This is a genomic window from Pseudomonas sp. BF-B-26, assembly GCF_019956495.1.
Taxonomy (GTDB): domain Bacteria; phylum Pseudomonadota; class Gammaproteobacteria; order Pseudomonadales; family Pseudomonadaceae; genus Aquipseudomonas.
On record NZ_JAHBDP010000074.1, the window covers coordinates 1 to 18,294 of the forward strand.

At 61.2% G+C, this 18,294-nt stretch carries 14 protein-coding genes; 6 read left to right on the forward strand and 8 right to left on the reverse strand.

Translation table 11 applies throughout. The annotated features are described in order from the left end of the window. Positions 1–150: 150 nt before the first annotated feature. A complete protein-coding gene (locus tag KGB03_RS15050; RefSeq protein WP_223527427.1) occupies positions 151–1,521 on the reverse strand; it encodes an aspartate aminotransferase family protein in 1,371 nt (456 codons plus the stop codon). 31 nt (positions 1,522–1,552) lie between these two features. Beyond that, entirely contained in the window at positions 1,553–3,046 is a 1,494-nt protein-coding gene (locus tag KGB03_RS15055; RefSeq protein WP_223527462.1) for an aldehyde dehydrogenase, read from the reverse strand. A gap of 226 nt (positions 3,047–3,272) precedes the next feature. Here KGB03_RS15055 and KGB03_RS15060 point away from each other — a divergent pair, with 226 nt between their 5' ends. Next, positions 3,273–4,193: a LysR substrate-binding domain-containing protein gene (locus KGB03_RS15060; protein ID WP_123367840.1), complete on the forward strand. Its 921-nt coding sequence runs from the start codon at positions 3,273–3,275 to the stop codon at positions 4,191–4,193. A 170-nt stretch (positions 4,194–4,363) separates the two neighbouring features. On the opposite strand, the gene hrpB is transcribed toward KGB03_RS15060, so the two are convergent. Further along, positions 4,364–6,880: an ATP-dependent helicase HrpB gene (gene hrpB / locus KGB03_RS15065; protein ID WP_218537547.1), complete on the reverse strand. Its 2,517-nt coding sequence runs from the start codon at positions 6,878–6,880 to the stop codon at positions 4,364–4,366. Positions 6,881–6,990: 110 nt separating this feature from the next. Between hrpB and KGB03_RS15070 the strand changes: the two genes are divergently transcribed. Beyond that, positions 6,991–7,410 (forward strand): hypothetical protein, encoded by a 420-nt coding sequence (locus tag KGB03_RS15070; protein ID WP_008152885.1) that lies wholly within the window; start codon positions 6,991–6,993, stop codon positions 7,408–7,410. A 29-nt stretch (positions 7,411–7,439) separates the two neighbouring features. After that, the gene (locus KGB03_RS15075; protein ID WP_218537548.1) at positions 7,440–8,345 is read left to right on the forward strand and encodes a cation diffusion facilitator family transporter; all 906 of its coding nucleotides are present in this window, start codon (positions 7,440–7,442) and stop codon (positions 8,343–8,345) included. Here KGB03_RS15075 and KGB03_RS15080 read toward each other — a convergent pair. Further along, positions 8,330–9,367, reverse strand: coding sequence for a DUF6515 family protein (locus KGB03_RS15080; protein WP_218537549.1), 1,038 nt, complete (start codon positions 9,365–9,367; stop codon positions 8,330–8,332). The two genes, KGB03_RS15075 and KGB03_RS15080, sit on opposite strands and share 16 nt — an antisense overlap. Positions 9,368–9,802: 435 nt before the next feature. Here KGB03_RS15080 and KGB03_RS15085 point away from each other — a divergent pair, with 435 nt between their 5' ends. Both KGB03_RS15085 and KGB03_RS15090 read left to right on the forward strand, forming a co-directional pair. Beyond that, on the forward strand, positions 9,803–10,282 hold the full coding sequence (locus KGB03_RS15085; protein WP_094470495.1) for an Lrp/AsnC family transcriptional regulator: 480 nt from the start codon (positions 9,803–9,805) through the stop codon (positions 10,280–10,282). A 188-nt stretch (positions 10,283–10,470) separates the two neighbouring features. Further along, on the forward strand, positions 10,471–10,680 hold the full coding sequence (locus tag KGB03_RS15090; protein ID WP_007894445.1) for a DUF2788 domain-containing protein: 210 nt from the start codon (positions 10,471–10,473) through the stop codon (positions 10,678–10,680). Here the strand turns inward: KGB03_RS15090 and KGB03_RS15095 are convergent. From KGB03_RS15095 to KGB03_RS15110, 4 genes are all read right to left on the reverse strand, one after another. Beyond that, complete coding sequence (locus tag KGB03_RS15095; RefSeq protein WP_223527429.1) at positions 10,675–11,316, reverse strand: pseudouridine synthase; 642 nt, start codon at positions 11,314–11,316, stop codon at positions 10,675–10,677. The genes KGB03_RS15090 and KGB03_RS15095 overlap by 6 nt on opposite strands. Positions 11,317–11,387: 71 nt before the next feature. Continuing rightward, on the reverse strand, positions 11,388–12,887 hold the full coding sequence (amn, locus tag KGB03_RS15100) for an AMP nucleosidase (RefSeq protein ID WP_178082220.1): 1,500 nt from the start codon (positions 12,885–12,887) through the stop codon (positions 11,388–11,390). Between the two features lie 187 nt (positions 12,888–13,074). Next, entirely contained in the window at positions 13,075–14,724 is a 1,650-nt protein-coding gene (locus tag KGB03_RS15105) for an acyl-CoA dehydrogenase family protein (protein WP_223527431.1), read from the reverse strand. A 74-nt stretch (positions 14,725–14,798) separates the two neighbouring features. Continuing rightward, entirely contained in the window at positions 14,799–17,183 is a 2,385-nt protein-coding gene (locus tag KGB03_RS15110) for a hybrid sensor histidine kinase/response regulator (protein WP_223527434.1), read from the reverse strand. Between the two features lie 313 nt (positions 17,184–17,496). On the opposite strand from KGB03_RS15110, the gene KGB03_RS15115 reads away from it, so the two are divergent. Further along, the gene (locus KGB03_RS15115; RefSeq protein ID WP_008152868.1) at positions 17,497–18,294 is read left to right on the forward strand and encodes a hydroxymethylpyrimidine/phosphomethylpyrimidine kinase; all 798 of its coding nucleotides are present in this window, start codon (positions 17,497–17,499) and stop codon (positions 18,292–18,294) included.

Below are 18,294 nucleotides of genomic sequence, written 5' to 3' on the forward strand. Positions count from 1 at the left end.
GTGCACGGGGTGGGTGCAAAACATCAGAAGTGTGGTGAATCGACCATAGCTTTCGCGAGCAAGCCCGCTCCCACAGGGGATTTGTGATCAACACAGATCCCCTGTGGGAGCGGGCTTGCTCGCGAAGAGGCCCGCAAGAACGCTACAAGATTAAAGCCGACCGTATTCCTGCGCCGTACGATCAACCGCTCTCAGGGTTTTGCCAACCAGTTCATCAACCTCTTCCCGACTGGCAATCAACGCCGGCGCCATGATCATCCGCCCCAATGTCGAGCGAATAATCACCCCCTCTTCAAAGCCAATCGTGCGGCAACGCCAGGCAATGTCGTTCTCATTGGCAAAGCGCTTGCGACTGGTTTTATCCTCAGCCAATTGCAGCGCCGCCACCATGCCGACACCCTGAATATCGCCCACCAACGGGTGATTGCCGAATACCTCGCGCAAGCACTGTTGTAGGTACGGCCCGATGTCATCCTTGACCCGCGCCACCACCCCTTCATCACGCAATGCCGTGAGGTTGGCGATGGCCACTGCGGCCGCCACCGGGTGCCCGGAGTAGGTCAAGCCGTGGGCAAACACCCCGCCCTGCTCCACCAGCACCTGAGCCATTTTCTTCGACAGAATCAGACCGCCCATGGGGATGTAACCCGAGGTCAAACCCTTGGCGATCGACAGCGTGTCCGGTTCGAACCCGAAGTGCTCGTGGGCGAACCATTCGCCGGTGCGACCGAAGCCGCCGATCACTTCGTCAGCGCACAACAGCACGTCGTACTTGCGGCAGATCCGCTGAATTTCCGGCCAGTAACTCTCGGGTGGAAAGATCATCCCGCCAGCGCCCTGGAACGGTTCGGCGATAAACCCGGCGACCTTGTCCGCGCCTAGCTCGAGAATCTTCGCTTCCAATTGCTGCGCCGCCCGCAGGCCAAATTCGGCCGGGGTCAAGTTGCCCTCGTGGGCGAAAAAGTACGGCTCATCGATGTGTTCGATGTCGGGAATCATGCCGCCCATTTCGTGCATGAATTTCATGCCACCGAGCGCCGTCGCCGCCAGGGTCGAGCCGTGGTAACCGTTCCAGCGACCGATCATGATTTTCTTCTCGGGCTTGCCGAGAATCGTCCAGTAACGACGCACGGTGCGGATCAGCACCTCGTTGGCCTCGGAGCCGGAGTTGGTGTAGATCGCGTGGCTGTAGTGCCCCGGCAACAGGCTGAACAGCAGCTCCGAAAGCTCGATCACCTGCGGGTGGGTGGTGTGGAAAAACATGTTGTAGTACGGCAACTGCTCCAGTTGCCGGGTCGCGGCGGCGGCCAGATCCTTGCGGCCGTAACCGAGGTTGGTGCACCACAGCCCGGACATGCCGTCGAGGTAACGCCGACCATCGTTGTCCCACAGGTGCAGACGCTCGCCACGGACCATCACCCGGGGGCCTTCATCGTTGAGCGCTTTTTGATCGACGAATGCGTGGATGTGGTGCGCAGCGTCGGCGGCCTGGTAGTCGCGGGTTTCACGTGGTGTGGTCATCGCCAGTTCTCCGTTTTTTTATTAGCGGCTGTTATGAGCGCAGCTGAAACCAGGTGGTCTTCAACTGGGTGTATTTATCGAATGAATGCAGCGACAGGTCGCGGCCGAAACCGGATTGTTTGCCGCCCCCGAAAGGCACGGTCACGTCCAGCGCATCGACGCTGTTGACCGACACCGTGCCGGCTCGCAATTGCCGCGCCACGCGGTGGGCGCGATTGAGGTCGTCGGTCCACAGCGACGCGGCCAAACCGTAGACGCTGTCGTTGGCCAGTTGCAAGGCGTGAGCCTCATCATCGAACGCCGTGACCGCCAGTACCGGCCCGAATACCTCATCGCGAAACAGCGGCATGTCCGGGCTCACACCGGTAAAAATCGTCGGCTGAATGAAGTTGTCGGAGCCGTTGAAAATCGACTGTCGACCGCCACAAAGTTTCGTCGCTCCTTGGCGTTCGGCCTGCTGGATGAACTTCATGATGCGTGACGTCTGGCGGCTGTCGACAATCGCCCCGGCGCTACTCGACGGGTCCAATGGATCACCCGGCTGCCAACGTTCGGCCTGCACTTTGAGGCGCTCGACGAACTCATCATGGATCGAACGCTCCACCAGCAACCGCGAGTTGGCCGAGCACACTTCACCCTGATTGAAGAAGATCCCGAACGCCGCTTTCTCTGCAGCGAGGTCGAGGTCCTGACAATCAGCAAACACCAGATTGGCGCTCTTGCCGCCACACTCCAGCCACACCTGCTTCAGGTTCGATTGCGCCGAGTACTGCATGAAATATTTGCCGACTTCGGTGGAGCCGGTGAACACCAGACAATCGACATCCGGGTGCAGACCGAGGGCTTTTCCGGTCTGTTCACCGAGCCCCGGCAGCACGTTCAGCACGCCGGCTGGCAGGCCGGCTTCCAGCGCCAGCTCGGACAGACGCAGGGCAGAAAACGGTGATTGCTCGGCGGGTTTGAGGATCACCGAATTACCCGCCGCCAACGCGGGGGCGAGTTTCCATGCAGCCATGTCCAGCGGGAAATTCCAGGGCACCACGGCAGCGACCACGCCCAGTGCTTCGCGGGTGATGGTCGCCAGCACGTTCTGCGCGCTCGGGGCGATCTGGTCGTAGAGTTTATCGAGGCTTTCGGCGTACCAGCGAAACACCCCGGCGGCGCCTGGCACGTCGATGTTGTAGGCGTCCATCACCGGTTTGCCCATGTTCAGCGAATCGAGCAGCGCCAGTTCTTCGCGGTGGGTCATGATCAGATCGGCCAGGCGCAACAGCACCTGCTTGCGCTCACTCGGCGAACGCGCCGACCAGGTGCCGGCCTCGAACACCTGCCGCGCATTGCGCACCGCGGCGTCTACATCTTCTTCGCCGCACGCAACCACGTTGGCCAGGCACTGGCCGGTGGCGGGGTTGACCGCAGCGAAGGTCTGCCCCGACTGCGCCGCACGGGGTTTGCCGTCGATCACGGCTTGATCGGGAAACCGCAGCGCAGCAGCTTTTTTTTGCCAGTCTGTAAGCTCGAACACGTTCAGATGCTCCATGGGCTTTTCTTGTGAATTGGATGGTGGCCCAGGCCTGTGTCGAGGAAAAATAGTAAAAATGTCTTCGCAGACCATGAAAAAACTGGGCAGCCGATCTCCACGGTGGCGCGGTATGTGGTTATTGTTCAGGCACAACAACACCGTCGTCAGAACGGATGCAGTCGGCGCGAAAATTGCCTGGATGTCGACATCATCCACCCCGAGGTTTGCCGTGGCTGCCTACAACCTGCGTCAATTGAAGTACTTCATCACCACCGTCGAATGCGGCAGCGTCGCCGAGGCGTCGCGCAAGCTGTACATCGCCCAACCGGCGATTTCCACGGCGATCAAAGGCCTGGAGGACAGCTTCGGCGTGCAACTGCTGATCCGTCATCACGCCCAGGGCGTGTCCTTGACCCCCAGCGGCGCACGCTTCTACCGCAAGGCCCAGGAACTGCTGCGCATGGCCAAGGAGTTCGAACAGAACGCCCTCGCCGACAACGACGTGGTGGCCGGGCAAATCGATATCGGTTGCTTCGAAACGGTCGCTCCGCTGTATCTACCGCAATTGATTGCCGGGTTCTCGGCGCTGTATCCGGGGGTGAAAATCCGCATCCGCGACGGCGAGCAGCAAGAGCTGGTGCAAGGCCTGACCTCGGGCACCTTCGACCTGGCGATCTTGTATGAACACGACCTCGACGCCACCATCCAGACCGAACCACTGATGCCGGCGCAACGGCCTTATGCGTTGCTGCCGGCGGATCATCGTTTTGCTCAGCTCAAGCAAGTGTCGCTACGCGATTTGTGCCTGGAGCCGATGATTTTGCTGGACGTGCAACCGAGCCGGACCTACTTCGTCAGCCTGTTCGAAGAGTTGGGGCTGACGCCGAACATTGCCTTCAGCTCACCGTCGATCGAGATGGTCCGGGGCATGGTCGGGCAAGGCTTCGGCTTCTCGATTCTGGTCACCCGGCCGCATTCGGAATGCACCTATGACGGCCAGAAAGTGGTGTGCGTGGACATCGTCGAAGACGTCACCGGCTCAGGGCTGGTGGCGGCATGGTTGAAGCGCGGGCAGTTGACCAAACCGGCGCAGTTGTTTGCCGATTATTGCCGGGAGCAACTCACCGCGAAGGCCGGGACCAGAACATGAGCCTGGTGAACCCCTGTGGCGAGGGAGCTTGCTCCCGCTCGACTGCGCAGCAGTCGCAAAACAATTGCATGCGGTGTATCTGACACACCTAGGTGGCCGATTATGGGGCTGCTTCGCGCCCCAGCGGGAGCAAGCTCCCTCGCCACAGGTTTTGTGTTCGGTCATAGGGATTATTTACGGGGTTTGATTCGAGCGGTCGCCTCGGCGACCAGCGGGTCATCCGGCCAATAGTGCTTCGGGTAGCGACCTTTCAAATCCTTCTTCACCTCGGCATACGTGCTGCGCCAGAAGTTCGCCAAATCCTGGGTCACCTGCACCGGCCGTCGCGCCGGGGACAGCAAATGCAGTTTGACCACCTGCCGGCCACCGGCAATCCGCGGGGTCTCGGCCAGGCCGAACAACTCCTGCAACCGCACCGCCAGAATCGGCGGCTGTTCGCTGTAATCCAGACGAATCGACGAACCCGACGGCACGCTCAGATGGTGCGGCGCCAGCTCATCGAGCCGTTGCGGCAGCGGCCACGGCAACAGGTTATGGACGATGCTCGACAGGTCCAGATTGGCGAAATGACTGAGCCGCGAGACTTTGCCCAGATACGGCATCAGCCAATGTTCGAGGCTTTTGAGCAGGGCGGCGTCGCTGACATCCGGCCATTCACTCTGCTCTTTACTGCTGAGGTCCAGCTGCCGCAACAACGCCACTCGCGCCTGCCATTGACGCAGCTCCGGAGTCCACGGCAGCAGCTCCAGACCTTTGCGCCGCACCAGATTCACCAATGCCTGACTGCGAGCAGTTTCATCGAGCCCGGTCAGGGGTTCACGGCTGAGGATCAATTCACCGACCTTGCGCTGACGCTCGGCGCGCAACACGCCTTCGCGCTCATCCCAATCCAGTTGATCGACCACGCGCACTTGCTCGGCCAGCACCGAATCGAACAGCGCCGGATCGAAATCCGCCGCCAGATAAATCCGTTCTTCACGCTGGCCCTGACGACTGCCGAGATCGGCGATCACCAGCCACGGCTGCTTCATCAAACTGTCGGCTTCGGCGAACAACGCCGCACGGCCGTTGGCCAGACGATACTCCGCACCACCGGCACGACGCTGCTGGGCAACGCGGTCGGGATAGGCCAACGCCAACAGCGCGCCCAGCCAGCGCGGATGATCCGGATCGCTGACCGGTTCCGACGCTTTACCCCGCAGGTAACCGCGATACTGCCGCGCCAGTTGCCGGGCACGTTGCACGCCACCCTGAGCGCCGCGTGCGGCCCGTTCTTCGCCGGACAACAGCACCAATCGGCTGTGCAGATCCGCCCCGGCGCCACGCAAGATATCCCGCTCGCCGAGCAAGGCCGCGAGATCGCAGGCCATGTTGGCCAAGCCGAGCGCCTGACCGCGCAACAGCAAATGCGCAATACGTGGATGTGCCGGCAGTTCGGCCATGGCCTGACCGTGGCGGGTCAGCGCTTCGCCGTCCAATGCGCCCAGGCGCTCAAGCAAGTCCTGAGCCTGTGCATAAGCGGCGGCGGGCGGTACGTCGAGCCACACCAATTGCCCCGGTGTCACGCCCCAACGACCGAGCTGCAAGGCTAATCCGGCAAGGTCCGCCGAGAGGATTTCCGCACTGGCGTAGGCCGCCAGTTGCTCGTGCTGATCCTGCGACCACAAGCGATAACACACGCCCGGTTCCAACCGCCCGGCCCGGCCCGCGCGCTGAGTGGCGCTGGCTTTGGAAATACGCTGAGTATCGAGGCGGGCCATGCCGCTGCCCGGGTCGAAACGCGGTACCCGCGCCAACCCGGCATCGATTACCACGCGCACGCCGTTGATGGTCAGGCTGGTCTCGGCGATGTTGGTCGCCAGCACCACTTTGCGTTTGCCGGTGGGGGCAGGATCGATCGCGGCGCGTTGCGCGGCCAGATCCAGCTCACCGTGCAATGGGCAGAGCAAAACTTGCGTGCTCTCGCCCAGTGCATCGGCGAGTTGCTGATGCACCCGACGGATTTCCGCCTGCCCCGGCAGAAACACCAACACGCTGCCGGTTTCATCATTCAAGGCTTCGAGAATGGTTTGCACCAGACGCGGCTCGATGAATTCACCGGGCTGGAACGGCCGGCCCCAGCGCATCGCCACCGGGTACATGCGGCCTTCGCTGCGCAGGATCGGCGCGTCATCGAGCAACCCGGCCAGGCGTTCGCCTTCCAGGGTTGCCGACATCAACAGGATTTTCAGCGGCTGATCGTCACGAAACAGCTCGCGGCCATTCAGGCTCAAGGCCAGCGCCAGATCGGCGTCGAGGCTGCGCTCGTGGAATTCGTCGAAGATCAGCAGGCCCACGCCTTCGAGCGCCGGGTCGTCCTGCAAGCGTCGGGTCAGAATCCCTTCGGTGACCACTTCAATGCGGGTGTTGGGGCCGACTTTGCTGTCGAGACGAATGCGATAACCGACGGTTTCGCCGACCTTCTCGCCCAGCTCACTGGCCAGCCGCTCCGCTGCCGCGCGTGCGGCCAAGCGCCGCGGTTCGAGCATCAGAATGGTCTGCCCGGCCAACCAGGGTTCGTTGAGCAAGGCCAGCGGCACGCGGGTGGTTTTACCGGCGCCGGGCGGTGCTTCGAGCACGGCTTCGTGGCGTGTAGCCAAGGCTTCACGCAGGGCGGGTAAAACTTCATCAATCGGCAAAGAAATCATGCTGGCTCCAAAACAGAGGGCCGAGTATAACGGCGAACTGCCTGGCGTTCGTCGTGGTCCTAATTCATAACGGCTACGCTTCGTTTTCCAGATGACTCAGGAGATTTCATATGCGTGTTCCCTTTCGTTTGATTGGCGGTGTATTGGTCGCGACGTTGCTGACCCAGGTCACCGCTTGCGGGTCGATTTTCTACCCTGACCGTCGCGGTCAGATTGACGGCAAGATCGACCCGGCCATCGCCGCGCTGGATGCCGTGGGTCTGCTGTTCTACATCATCCCCGGGCTGATCGCGTTTGCGGTCGACTTCGCCACTGGCGCGATTTACTACGCGCCCGGCGAGACCGCACAGGTGGCCCCGGAAAAACTCAAGGAAGCCATCGGCGCCGACGGCAAGGTCGATAATCACAAGTTGCAGACTATTCTTGAAACTGAACTGGGCCGCAGCTTCCCGCTGGATGACCCACGCTTGATCCAGCACAAGGGCAGCGCCCAGCAACTGGCCATGTTCGGCCTGCAACCTGCGGCGTAACCCGTGCACATAAAGGAATAGCCGCACTTATGATTTCCAGCTCCGAACACGCCCGCCTGCTGCGGCTGGCGACCCGTGCCTCGGTGGCGGTGGCGTGCACGCTGATCGTCGCCAAAGCCATCGCCTGGTGGTTGAGTGGCTCAGTGAGCATGCTCGCCGGGTTGACTGATTCGACCCTCGACGGCGTCACCTCGCTGCTCAACCTGCTCGCGGTGCATTACGCCTTGCGCCCGGCCGACGATGATCACCGTTACGGCCATGGCAAGGCCGAGTCGCTGGCGGGCATGGCCCAGGCGTTGTTCATTGGCGGCAGTGCGGTGCTGATTGCCTTGCAGGCGATCGATCGACTGAAACACCCGGAACCGGTGGGGGCGCCCTGGATCAGTATCGGGGTGATTGTGTTTTCCCTGGTGCTGACCGTCGCCCTGCTGATGTTGCAACATCGGGTCGTCAAGGCGACCGGCTCCAACGCGGTGCGCGCCGACTCCCTGCATTACCGCTCGGACTTGCTGCTCAACGGCAGCATTCTGGTGGCGCTGGTGCTCGCCGAGTATGGCTGGCATCAGGTCGACCCGTGGTTCGGGCTAGGGATTGCCGCGTACATTCTCTGGAGCGCGATTCAGATCGCCCGGGAAAGTTTTACGGTGCTGATGGATGAAGCGCTGCCAACGGACGTCAGCCGGCACATGCTCGAACTGGCCTGCAGCGTACCGGGAGTATTGGGGGCGCACGACCTGCGTACGCGGGTTTCCGGCAACCAGTGGTTCGTGCAGTTGCACCTGGAGTTGCCGGGGGATTTGACCCTGTCAGTCGCTCACGGCATCAGCGATCAAGCCGCCGATGCGATTCACGCAGCTTATCCGCGAGCCGAAGTGCTGGTGCACGCCGACCCGCAGGAAGTGGCACTGGCAGGCAGGACTCAGAAAGAAACCTGATAGCCGCGACTGCTCAGGCAGTTGCCCTGGGCCTGACGGTAGGCTTGTACCACCGACGGGGCCGGCTGGTAGGTGGCCGTTCGCGGATCGAAGCCACTCTGCTGCACTGCGTATTGATAGCACTCGTAACCGTCCTGGTTGACCTGCTCTGGCGACTGACCGTTGGCCGGATACGCCACCACGTCATAACCATTGTTGACCGGTTGCGGCTGCGGTTGTACGGGGGGCTCGACCACGACGTAATCCTGAGTGCTTTCCTGATAGGCGTAATAAGCACCGGCCGCCAGGAACAACAGCGCCCCGCCGATCCACACTTCGCGCGCGTAATCGGGCAAGTAGCTGACGCGAATCCCGCGTGGCGGCTGCACCACCACGTAGCGCGGGCCTTGTGGGCGATACCAGTAGCCGCCGGAGTAGAAATAATCCTGACCACGGTACGGCACACGGTATTCACGGTCGGGGAAGCGATCGATCACATGACCGGGACGGTACTGCGGGCCAGGTCCCCAGCCATTGCCATGCCCGTCCGGGCGACCGGCCCAGCGATGGTCATCGGGACGCGGACCGTTGTTCTGCCAATGCTGATTGTTATCGTTGCGCCGCGGCACGTCCTGGTAGTAACCACGCTGTGGCTGCTGGGTCTGGCGCACGGTGTCGGGCCGGCCCTGGATCGGCAGGTCATTGGCCGGTGGCGGCGGTGGTCGAACCGGATTGTTGTAGTCGTGCGGCGCACGGTTTTGCCATTGACCGTCGTTCTGATTCTGGCCGTTGTGCTCGAACTGGCGACTGTTGTCGCCACGAATGATCTCGTTATTCTGCACACGTGGCTGGTTTTGCTGCGGATTGTTCTGCGGGCGCGGCTGGTAATTGCCGCCGTGGCCCTGATTGTTTCCCTGATGGCCATCCGAGCCGCGTTGCCCGCCATCGGGGCCACGGTCTTGCGGCTCATCGGCCAGCGACTGCGCAGTGACACTCACACACAGCAAACCAACACCGGCCAAACGCCAGATGCGCGACTTCATGCTTTTCCTCACTGCGGGTTAGGGCCTGTACGTAAGACTGGGAAAGCACAGGCCGGTTCTGCAACAGGTTATCAGTCGCGCAACTTATTTATTGAGGGCAGTCGGCAAATTCCGGGCAAAAGAAAAGGGAGACCCGTCGGCCTCCCTTTGAGAACTTCGTCCGTGCTCGACGCTTTTGACGTCGGCTCACCTCACGCCGTCTTCTGGACAGTGTGTAGCTCGGGGGTCGGCTCATCCCCGGTGGGGGGTGGCGACCGCAGCTGGCCTGATTGGGCGAGCCGCACTGACTGTTTGTCCGAGCAGTGATTCTGGTGATAAGAATAGGCTCGCGGCGCCGGCAGAGGATTGCGAAGATTGCTCAAATAAACATCACTTGCGCAATTTTTAACCCTGGATAGATAATCCACCGCAATAGTTATGACAAAGGCCTGATTGATGAGCAAACTCGACCGATACGACCTGAGCATTTTGGCGGAATTGCAGCGTGACGCGCGCATCTCCAACCAGGAGCTGGCCGAACGCATCGGCCTGTCCCCCTCGCCATGCTCGCGGCGGGTCAAGCAGCTGGAAGATGACGGCTACATCGCCCGCCAGGTGGCCCTGCTGGACCGCAAGATGCTCGGTCTGAGCCTGACGGCTTACGTGTTGATCGGCATGGACCGCCATACGCCAGAACGGTTCGAAAACTTCGAAGCGGCGATTCGTACGTTGCCGCAGGTGCTGGAATGCAGCTTGGTGACCGGGATGGATGCCGACTACCAGCTCAAGGTCGTCGTGCCGGACATGGACCATTATCAAAAATTGCTGCTGGGACACCTCACCCGGATTGAAGGGGTGACGAGTGTGCGGTCGAGTTTTGTGCTTAATCAGGTGCTCAACAGTACCGAGTTGCCGCTGACTCATCTGCGCAGCTGAGGGCGCCTTCGCGAGCAAGCCCGCTCCCACATTTGGAATGCATTCCCCCCGTGGGAGCGGGCTTGCTCGCGAAGACGCCGGCACAAGCGACGAATGACTGCGACACACCGACGCAGGTCAATACTCCGCCAATTCGCCGTGGCGTATACTTCAGCGCCTTTTAGCCCCGCCCGCGCTGGAGATGTTCGATGGATCCTGCAGTACTCGAAGAGTGGATGATGACCGGACTGGTCAGCATCCTGATCATTTTCATGGGTTTCATCGTCTGGGATCTGGCAAAGAAGTCCAAGGCCGGACGCTTTGGCTCGTTCATCCTGTTCTTCGTACTCGGCCTGGGCGTGGCCGCGTTCGTGATCAAAAGCGTGGTCATCGGCCTGATCGAATCCGGCACGTTATAAACGCGCCGGCACTTCCTTCCACTGGCCCTGATCGAGCCCTTCGATCGACCAGTCGCCGATTCTGACCCGCACCAGACGCAACGTCGGCAAGCCGACCGCCGCGGTCATGCGCCGTACCTGACGGTTGCGCCCTTCACGAATCACCAATTCCAGCCAGCTCGTTGGCACGCTTTTGCGAAAGCGTACGGGCGGGTTGCGTGGCCACAGTTCAGGTTCTTCCAGCTGCCGCGCTTCAGCCGGTAGCGTCATGCCATCGTTCAGCTCCACACCCTCACGCAAGCGCTGCAATTGCTCGGCACTCGGCTCACCTTCCACTTGCACCCAATAGGTCTTGGCCAATTTGTGTTTCGGGTCGGCAATCCGCGCCTGAAGCTGACCATCGTTGGTCAGCAGCAGCAAACCTTCACTGTCGCGGTCCAGCCGTCCTGCCGGGTAAATCCCGGGGATCTCGATGTAGTCCTTGAGCGTCGCCCGCCCTTCGCCGTCGCTGAATTGCGTCAGCACATCAAACGGTTTGTTGAACAGAATCAGCTTCGGCTCGGCCGGCGGCGCTTTGGCGACACGGCGCGGGGCTGAGGACGATGGCGCAGGCTTCACGCCAGGGCGGCGGGAAACGGGACGTTGAGGACGAGACATGGGAAAAGGAACATCTAACGGTCAGGGCTGCTAATGCTAGTGCCCTGACCGCTAAATAACCATGAGAACAATCAGCGGAACGGCGGCTCGTCGAAGCTGCGCAGTTTGCGCGAGTGCAGCGAGTTGAGTTCGGTGCGCAACAAATCCACCGCCTCGATGCCGATCTTCAAATGCTGGCTGACCGCGCGCTCATAGAAGGCGTTGGCCGAACCCGGCAGTTTGATTTCGCTGTGCAACGGTTTGTCCGACACACAGAGCAACGTGCCATACGGAACCCGCAAGCGATAACCTTGGGCCGCGATGGTGCCGCTCTCCATGTCCACCGCCACGGCGCGAGACAGGTTGATCAGCGGACGTTCCTGAGCCCAGCGCAATTCCCAGTTACGGTCGTCGTAGGTCAGCACGGTGCCGGTGCGCAGGCGTTTTTTCAGTTCGTCGCCCTTCTCTCCGGTGATATTGGCCGCCGCTTGCTGCAACGCCATTTGCACTTCGGCCAGGGCCGGAATCGGAATATTCGGCGGCACGACCCGGTCGAGAATCCCGTCGCGACGCATGTAAGCGTGCGCCAGCACGTAATCGCCAATCGTCTGCGACTGACGCAAGCCGCCGCAGTGGCCGATCATCAGCCAGCAATGCGGACGCAGCACCGCCAGGTGGTCGGTGATGTTCTTGGCGTTGGACGGGCCGACGCCGATGTTCACCAGGGTCACGCCGTGGCCGTCGCTGGCGATCAGGTGATAGGCCGGCATCTGATAGCGGTGCCAGACCACACCGGCGGCAATCGCCGAGGCTTCGCCGTGGTCCATGCTCTTTTCGATGATCACGTTGCCCGGCAAGACCATGCGCACGAAACGCGGATCGCTGCGCAACTGTTCCAGGCCATGGACGATGAACTGGTCAACGTAGCGGTGGTAGTTGGTCAGCAGAATCCATGGCTGCACATGACGCCAGTCGCTGCCGGTGTAATGCACCAGCCGGCGCAGGGAGAAATCCACCCGCGCAGCGTCGAACAAGGCCAGCGGCAGCGGGTCGGTGTTTTCCCAATCGTACAGACCGTCGGCGATGCCATCGGTCGCGGCAGACAAATCCGTACTCGGGAACACCCGCGCCAGCACGGCAGCGGTAACGCCGGAGCCGGCCAGTTCATCGCCCTGCTCGACCACGTACGGATAAGGAATGTTTTGCTGACTGATGCCGACTTCTACCGTCACGGTGAAGTCGTGCATCAGCGGTACCAGCTGTTCCAGCAGGTATTTACGGAAGGCGGCGGGATGAGTGACGGTGACGCTGTAAGTCCCCGGCAGTTGAACCTTGGCGTAGGCGCGAGTGGTCTGTGGGACTTCGCCCTGGCAAAGGTAGGTCAGACGCAGTTCGGGATAACGAAACATCGCACGCTGTTCGGCGTCCGGTTCGACTCGATCCTTGAGGTAACGCTTGAGCGCCTGATTCAGCGCGGTGGTTGCACGATTGTGCAAGAGCGCAAGCCGGTCCACGGCTTGCTCGGCGGTTTGAACGACAATAAAAGCTTCGGTCACGATCAGCATCCTGTGTTCTGACTTGCAGGCCTTCATCTTGCCTGCATCGTCGCTTCACGGGAACAGCGGTTGTTACACAAATGCCAAGTCCACCCTAGATCCAATGTGGGAGCGGGCTTGCTCGCGAAGGCGGACTGTCAGCCAACATAGCTGTTGAATGTTGAACCGCTTTCGCGAGCAAGCCCGCTCCCACATTGGTTCAGTACCGTTCACGCGAGCGAGGTCAAAATCCCTGAGGGGTCGACCGGGCGACAATCGCTTCCACCTCCACCCCTCGTGGCAACGCGCCATACACCCGACCGGCGGAACCGAGCCGGCTGGCAATGAAAGCGTCACTCACGGCCGCGTTACCCGCCTCCAGCAACAGCTTGGCCTGAAGGCCCAAGGCGATGTCTTCGGTGAGCTGCCGCGCACGATATTGAATGTCGCCGGTGTCCTTGAACGCTGCCTGCAATTGAGTGATGTGTGCTGCCAGGCGCTTGTCGCCATGACCATCGCCCAACTCGCTGAACAGTACGTCGAGCACACCCGGTTCCTTGGACAACGCTCGCAATACGTCGAGGCATTGCACGTTGCCGGAACCTTCCCACGTCGAATTGACCGGTGCCTCGCGGTACAACCGCGGCAGGATGCTGTCTTCGACATAACCGGCGCCGCCCATGCATTCGGCGGCTTCGTTGATCATCCCGGGTGCGCGTTTGCAGATCCAGTATTTGCCCACCGCCGTGACCAGCCGGGCGAACTTGGCTTCGTGCTCGTCATCCAGATGATCCAGCGCCCGGCCCATGCGCAGGCTCAAGGCCAGGGCGGCTTCGCTTTCCAGGGCCAGGTCGGCCAGTACGTTCTGCATCAAGGGTTGCTCGCTGAGCAATTTGCCGCCGACCTTGCGGTGAGCGCAGTGATGGCTGGCCTGGGTCAGGGCCTGGCGCATCAGCGAACTGGAGCCGACCATGCAATCGAAGCGGGTCATGGCGACCATTTCGATGATGGTCGGAACGCCCCGTCCCTCCTCGCCGACCATCCACGCCAGCGCACCACGGAACTCCACTTCGCTGGACGCGTTGGAGCAATTGCCGAGTTTGTTCTTCAGGCGCTGTATGTAGAACTGATTGCGCGTGTCGTCCGGGCGATGGCGCGGCAGCAGGAAACAGGTCAAGCCCTTGTCAGTCTGAGCCAGGGTGAGGAAGGCATCGCACATCGGCGCCGAACAGAACCACTTGTGGCCCACCAGTTCATACGCCTGGCCCGGACCACTGGCACCGACCGGAAAAGCCTTGGTGGTGTTGGCCCGCACGTCGGTGCCGCCCTGTTTCTCGGTCATCGCCATGCCGATGGTAACCCCGGCCTTGTGGGCCATGCCGACGTTGCGCGGGTCGTATTCGGTGGAGAGGATTTTCGGCAGCCATTGCTCCGCCAGATCCGCTTGCAGGCGCATCGCCGGGACGCTGGCGAAGGTCATGGTCAGCGGGCAACCACTACCGGCTTCGGCCTGGCTGTGCAGGTAGGTCATAGAGGCGCGGGCGACGTGGGCGCCGGACTGCGGATGTGCCCAGGGCAACGACGTCAAACCGTGCTCGATCGCCGTGCGCATCAACTCGTGATACGCCGGGTGAAATTCCACCAGGTCGATGCGATGGCCGTAACGGTCATGGCTGCTGAAAACCGGCTTGTTCTGATTGGCCAGGAACCCCGCTTCCATCAGCGGCCCGCCGGCCAGGGCGCCATAAGCGTCGATCCGCGACTCGGCCCAGCCGGCCCCGAAACGCCGCGACCACTCCTGCAACGGCAGGTCGATGCGATACAGGTTGGCGCCATCCAGCGACGGTGGCTGGTTGGTGACTTCGTGGGTTTCGGCGAACTGATGCAGGTTCATGACGGGGCTCCTTTGGTCAGCCAAGGAACTTCAGTTAAGCACCGCCCCCCGGCCGAACAAAGTGTCATATCTGCCTAACTGCCGGCGCTTTCACCCTGTCTTGGACACAGTACCCGGCGATAGAGCGCTGCCTGCAGGTCCTCGAATTTCACCGGCTTATTCAGATAATCGATCAAGGCACCGGTCGGGCAGCGCTCCCGATCAATGCTCAAGGCAATCACGAACACCGGCAGTTCGGCGCAGCCCGGCAACGCGCGGATCTGGCAACAGAGAGACGTACCGTCCAGCGGTGGAAGCTGGCAGTCGAGCAATACCGCATCGAAGGTTTCGCGCTGCAAGTGATCGATCGCGGCATCCCCGTTGTCGGCGGAGCGCACCCGGAACCCAAGTTTGAGCAACATGCCGCGCATCACCAACTGATTGATGCTGTTGTCATCAACCAGCAGTACGGTGCAGTCCTGAGGCAGTCGCAGGCGAGGAAACTCCCGGTTCATCAGGGGCACTGGCGGCCGCTCCACCACGGGTAGTTCGAACTCGACGTCGAGCTGGAAGCGGCTGCCACGACCAGGCTCGGAGCGGTGGGTCAGTTTTCCACCGAGCAGTTCGACCAGTTGCCGACAGATCGCCAGGCCGACGCCCAGACCGCCGTATTCACGGGTCATCGAGCCATCGAGCTGGAAGAACCGCTGATACAGTGTCGCCTCCCCCAGATCGGTGAAGCCGATGCCGGTATCGATCACCGCAAAGGACAGCGCCAGTCGGTCGGGCGCCACGGGTTTACCCGTCACCCGCAACGCCAGTCCGCCGATCCGCGTGAACTTGATCGCGTTATCCAGCAGGCATTCCAGGCATTGTGCCAACTTGGCGCTGTCGCCGTGCAAGCGATCCGGCAGTCCCGGCGTGACCTCGACTTTGAAGTCCAGCGACTTGCTGAGCGCGTTGCCCTCGAACTGCAGGCGCAAAGCCTCGACCACGCCGCGCAAACTGAAAACCGCCGGATAGGTCTTGAGCTTGCCAGCCTGCAACTCGGTCAGGGTGAGGATGCCGTTGACCATGCGCATCATGTCTCGCGCAGAACCGGCGGCCGTTTGCTGATATTGCTCCAGCTCCGGGTCCATCTCGACGGTCTGCATCAGCTCAAGCGAACCGATCACACCGTTCATGGGCGTGCGCAGTTCGTGGGTCAGGGTGGCGAGAAATTCGTCCTTGAGCTTGTTACTGCGAGCCAGTTGCTGGTTGAGCACTTCAAGCGTTTGACCGGCATCGAACAGCGTCTGCGCCTGTTGCTCGCGCATGGAATTAATGCGATCGGCCAGCGCCAGGGACAGCAGCGCCACTTCAATCGCCGAGCCGATCTGGCTGGAATACATGGTCAGGAACACGTTTGGCAGGTAACCCAGCACCATCAGGGTGTTGACAATGCCGCCGAGCAAAAACGCCGACCAGGCAATGATGAAATAACGCGCCACTCGCAGGCCACGCAGCCAGGCGAAAATCCCTGCGGCAAAAATCACGACGGTGAAGATCAGTGCCAGCGCCGTCGCCAGGCGCAGGGCCAGGGCGTAACTGGTCATCAACGACAACCCGACCACCACTGCGCTAAACGCGATCAACGCCAGCAATAAGCGGTCGAGCCAGCGACTGTAGGTCGCCGTCTGCAAGAAGCTGCGCGCGAACTGGCTGCCGAACAGGCCTGCGCAACCGATGAAAAACGGCGTCGCCGCGTTGGCCCACCAAGGATTGTTCGGCCAGAAATACTCCACGGCCGCGCCGTTCACGGACAGCTGATACAAGCCGAACGAGGCGATATAGAAGATGTAATAGAGGTAGCTGGTATCGCGCACGCTGAGATAGATGAACAGGTTGTACACCAGCATCCCCAGCAATACGCCGTAGATCAGCCCCAGCACATACAGTCGGATCGGTTGCTCTTCCAGGTAGGCCGTGCTCGACCATAGGGTGACCGGCGCCTGGATCGACCCTTCACTTTGCAGGCGCAGGTACAGGGTTTGTGCTTGATCAGCGGTGAAGTTCAGATCGAACAAATAGTTGTTCTGGCGGATCTCACGACTGTCGAACGGCAAGGCATCGCCGGTCTGACGTGCCAATTGATAGCCACCGGCCGCATCGGGCAAATAGAGATCAATGTGATCAAGGGGCGGATAGGCCAGTTCGAGCAACCAGGTGCGTTGCACCGCGGGGTTGTTGGGGTGGTAATGCAGGTCGATTTTCAGCCAGAACACTGAACGCGAGTAACCGGCGTTGAGGGTGGCTTTATCGTGGGGCTTGAAGTTTCCAGCCGCGGCCTGCGCACGGACATCGTCGATGGTCGCCTGACCGCCCGCGTCTTCGAACACTTGCAAGGTTCGGCCCAGGGAAAGGCTTTGAGTGAATTCGTCGAATTCGACTGCACTCGCCATGAGGGGCAAGCACAACAGCAACATCAGCAAATAGCGCATTTAAGCCCCAGCGTGGCCTGTCCGGTTATCTCAGGAAGCCCCTCATTCCTTTTGAGTAGACGTAAAACCGGTATTACCTGTTATTGGTTTGGATCCACTCTAGCATAGCCGTTGGTGGCCATTGAACACCATTGAAATTTTTCCTACAAAGGCTCTAGCACGGGCGTTCCAGCTCATTGCATTGGGCTAGAGCTGTTTCGCCGGTCAGATTGTGACAATGCCCACTCCGTGTAGCAGCCGGACGCAGACTTCGCCAGCTGCTACAAAGTCCGTGTCATGACTCGCTGGTCGACTGGTGGTAAGCTCGCGCACCATGAATATCTACAGCTCTCGCCCCGTTGTCCTCTGTCTCTCCGGCCACGACCCAAGTGGTGGCGCCGGCTTGCAGGCAGATATCGAAGCCCTGCTCGCTCAGGGTTGTCATGCGGCCCCGGCCGTCACCGCCCTGACCGTGCAAGACACGGTCAACGTCACTGACTTCCGCGTCCTCGACCGTGAGTGGGTGTTGGCCCAGGCCAATGCCGTGCTCAACGATTCGACGGTCGCGGCGGTGAAACTGGGCATGCTCGGTTCCCTGGAAATGGTCGACACCGTCGTCGAACTGTTATCAGCGCACCCGCATTTGCCGGTGGTCTGCGACCCGGTGCTGCGCGCCGGTGGCGGCGGACGCCTGGGCAAGGACGAAGTCGGCTACGCCATGCGCGAGCGCCTGCTGCCTCTGTCGATCATCGCCACCCCAAACCTTCCCGAAGCCCGCATCCTCGCCGAACTGCCCGAAGGCACCGCGGACGAGTGCGCTGAAAAACTCCTGCCATTCGTCAAACACCTGCTGATCACTGGCGGCCATGGCGATGAGCACGAAATCCACAATCGCCTGTACAGCCGCGACGGTCACCGCGAAACCTTCACCTGCCAGCGCTTGCCCGGCAGTTATCACGGTTCCGGATGCACACTGGCCAGTGCCCTCGCCGGTCGTCTGGCCCTCGGCGAAAATCTCGCCAGTGCCGTGCAGACCGCGCTTAACTACACGTGGCGCACCCTGCGTGATGCGGAGCAGTTGGGCAAAGGCCAGTTCGTACCGCGCCGCCTGCCGCTGGATTTCTGTTCGTAA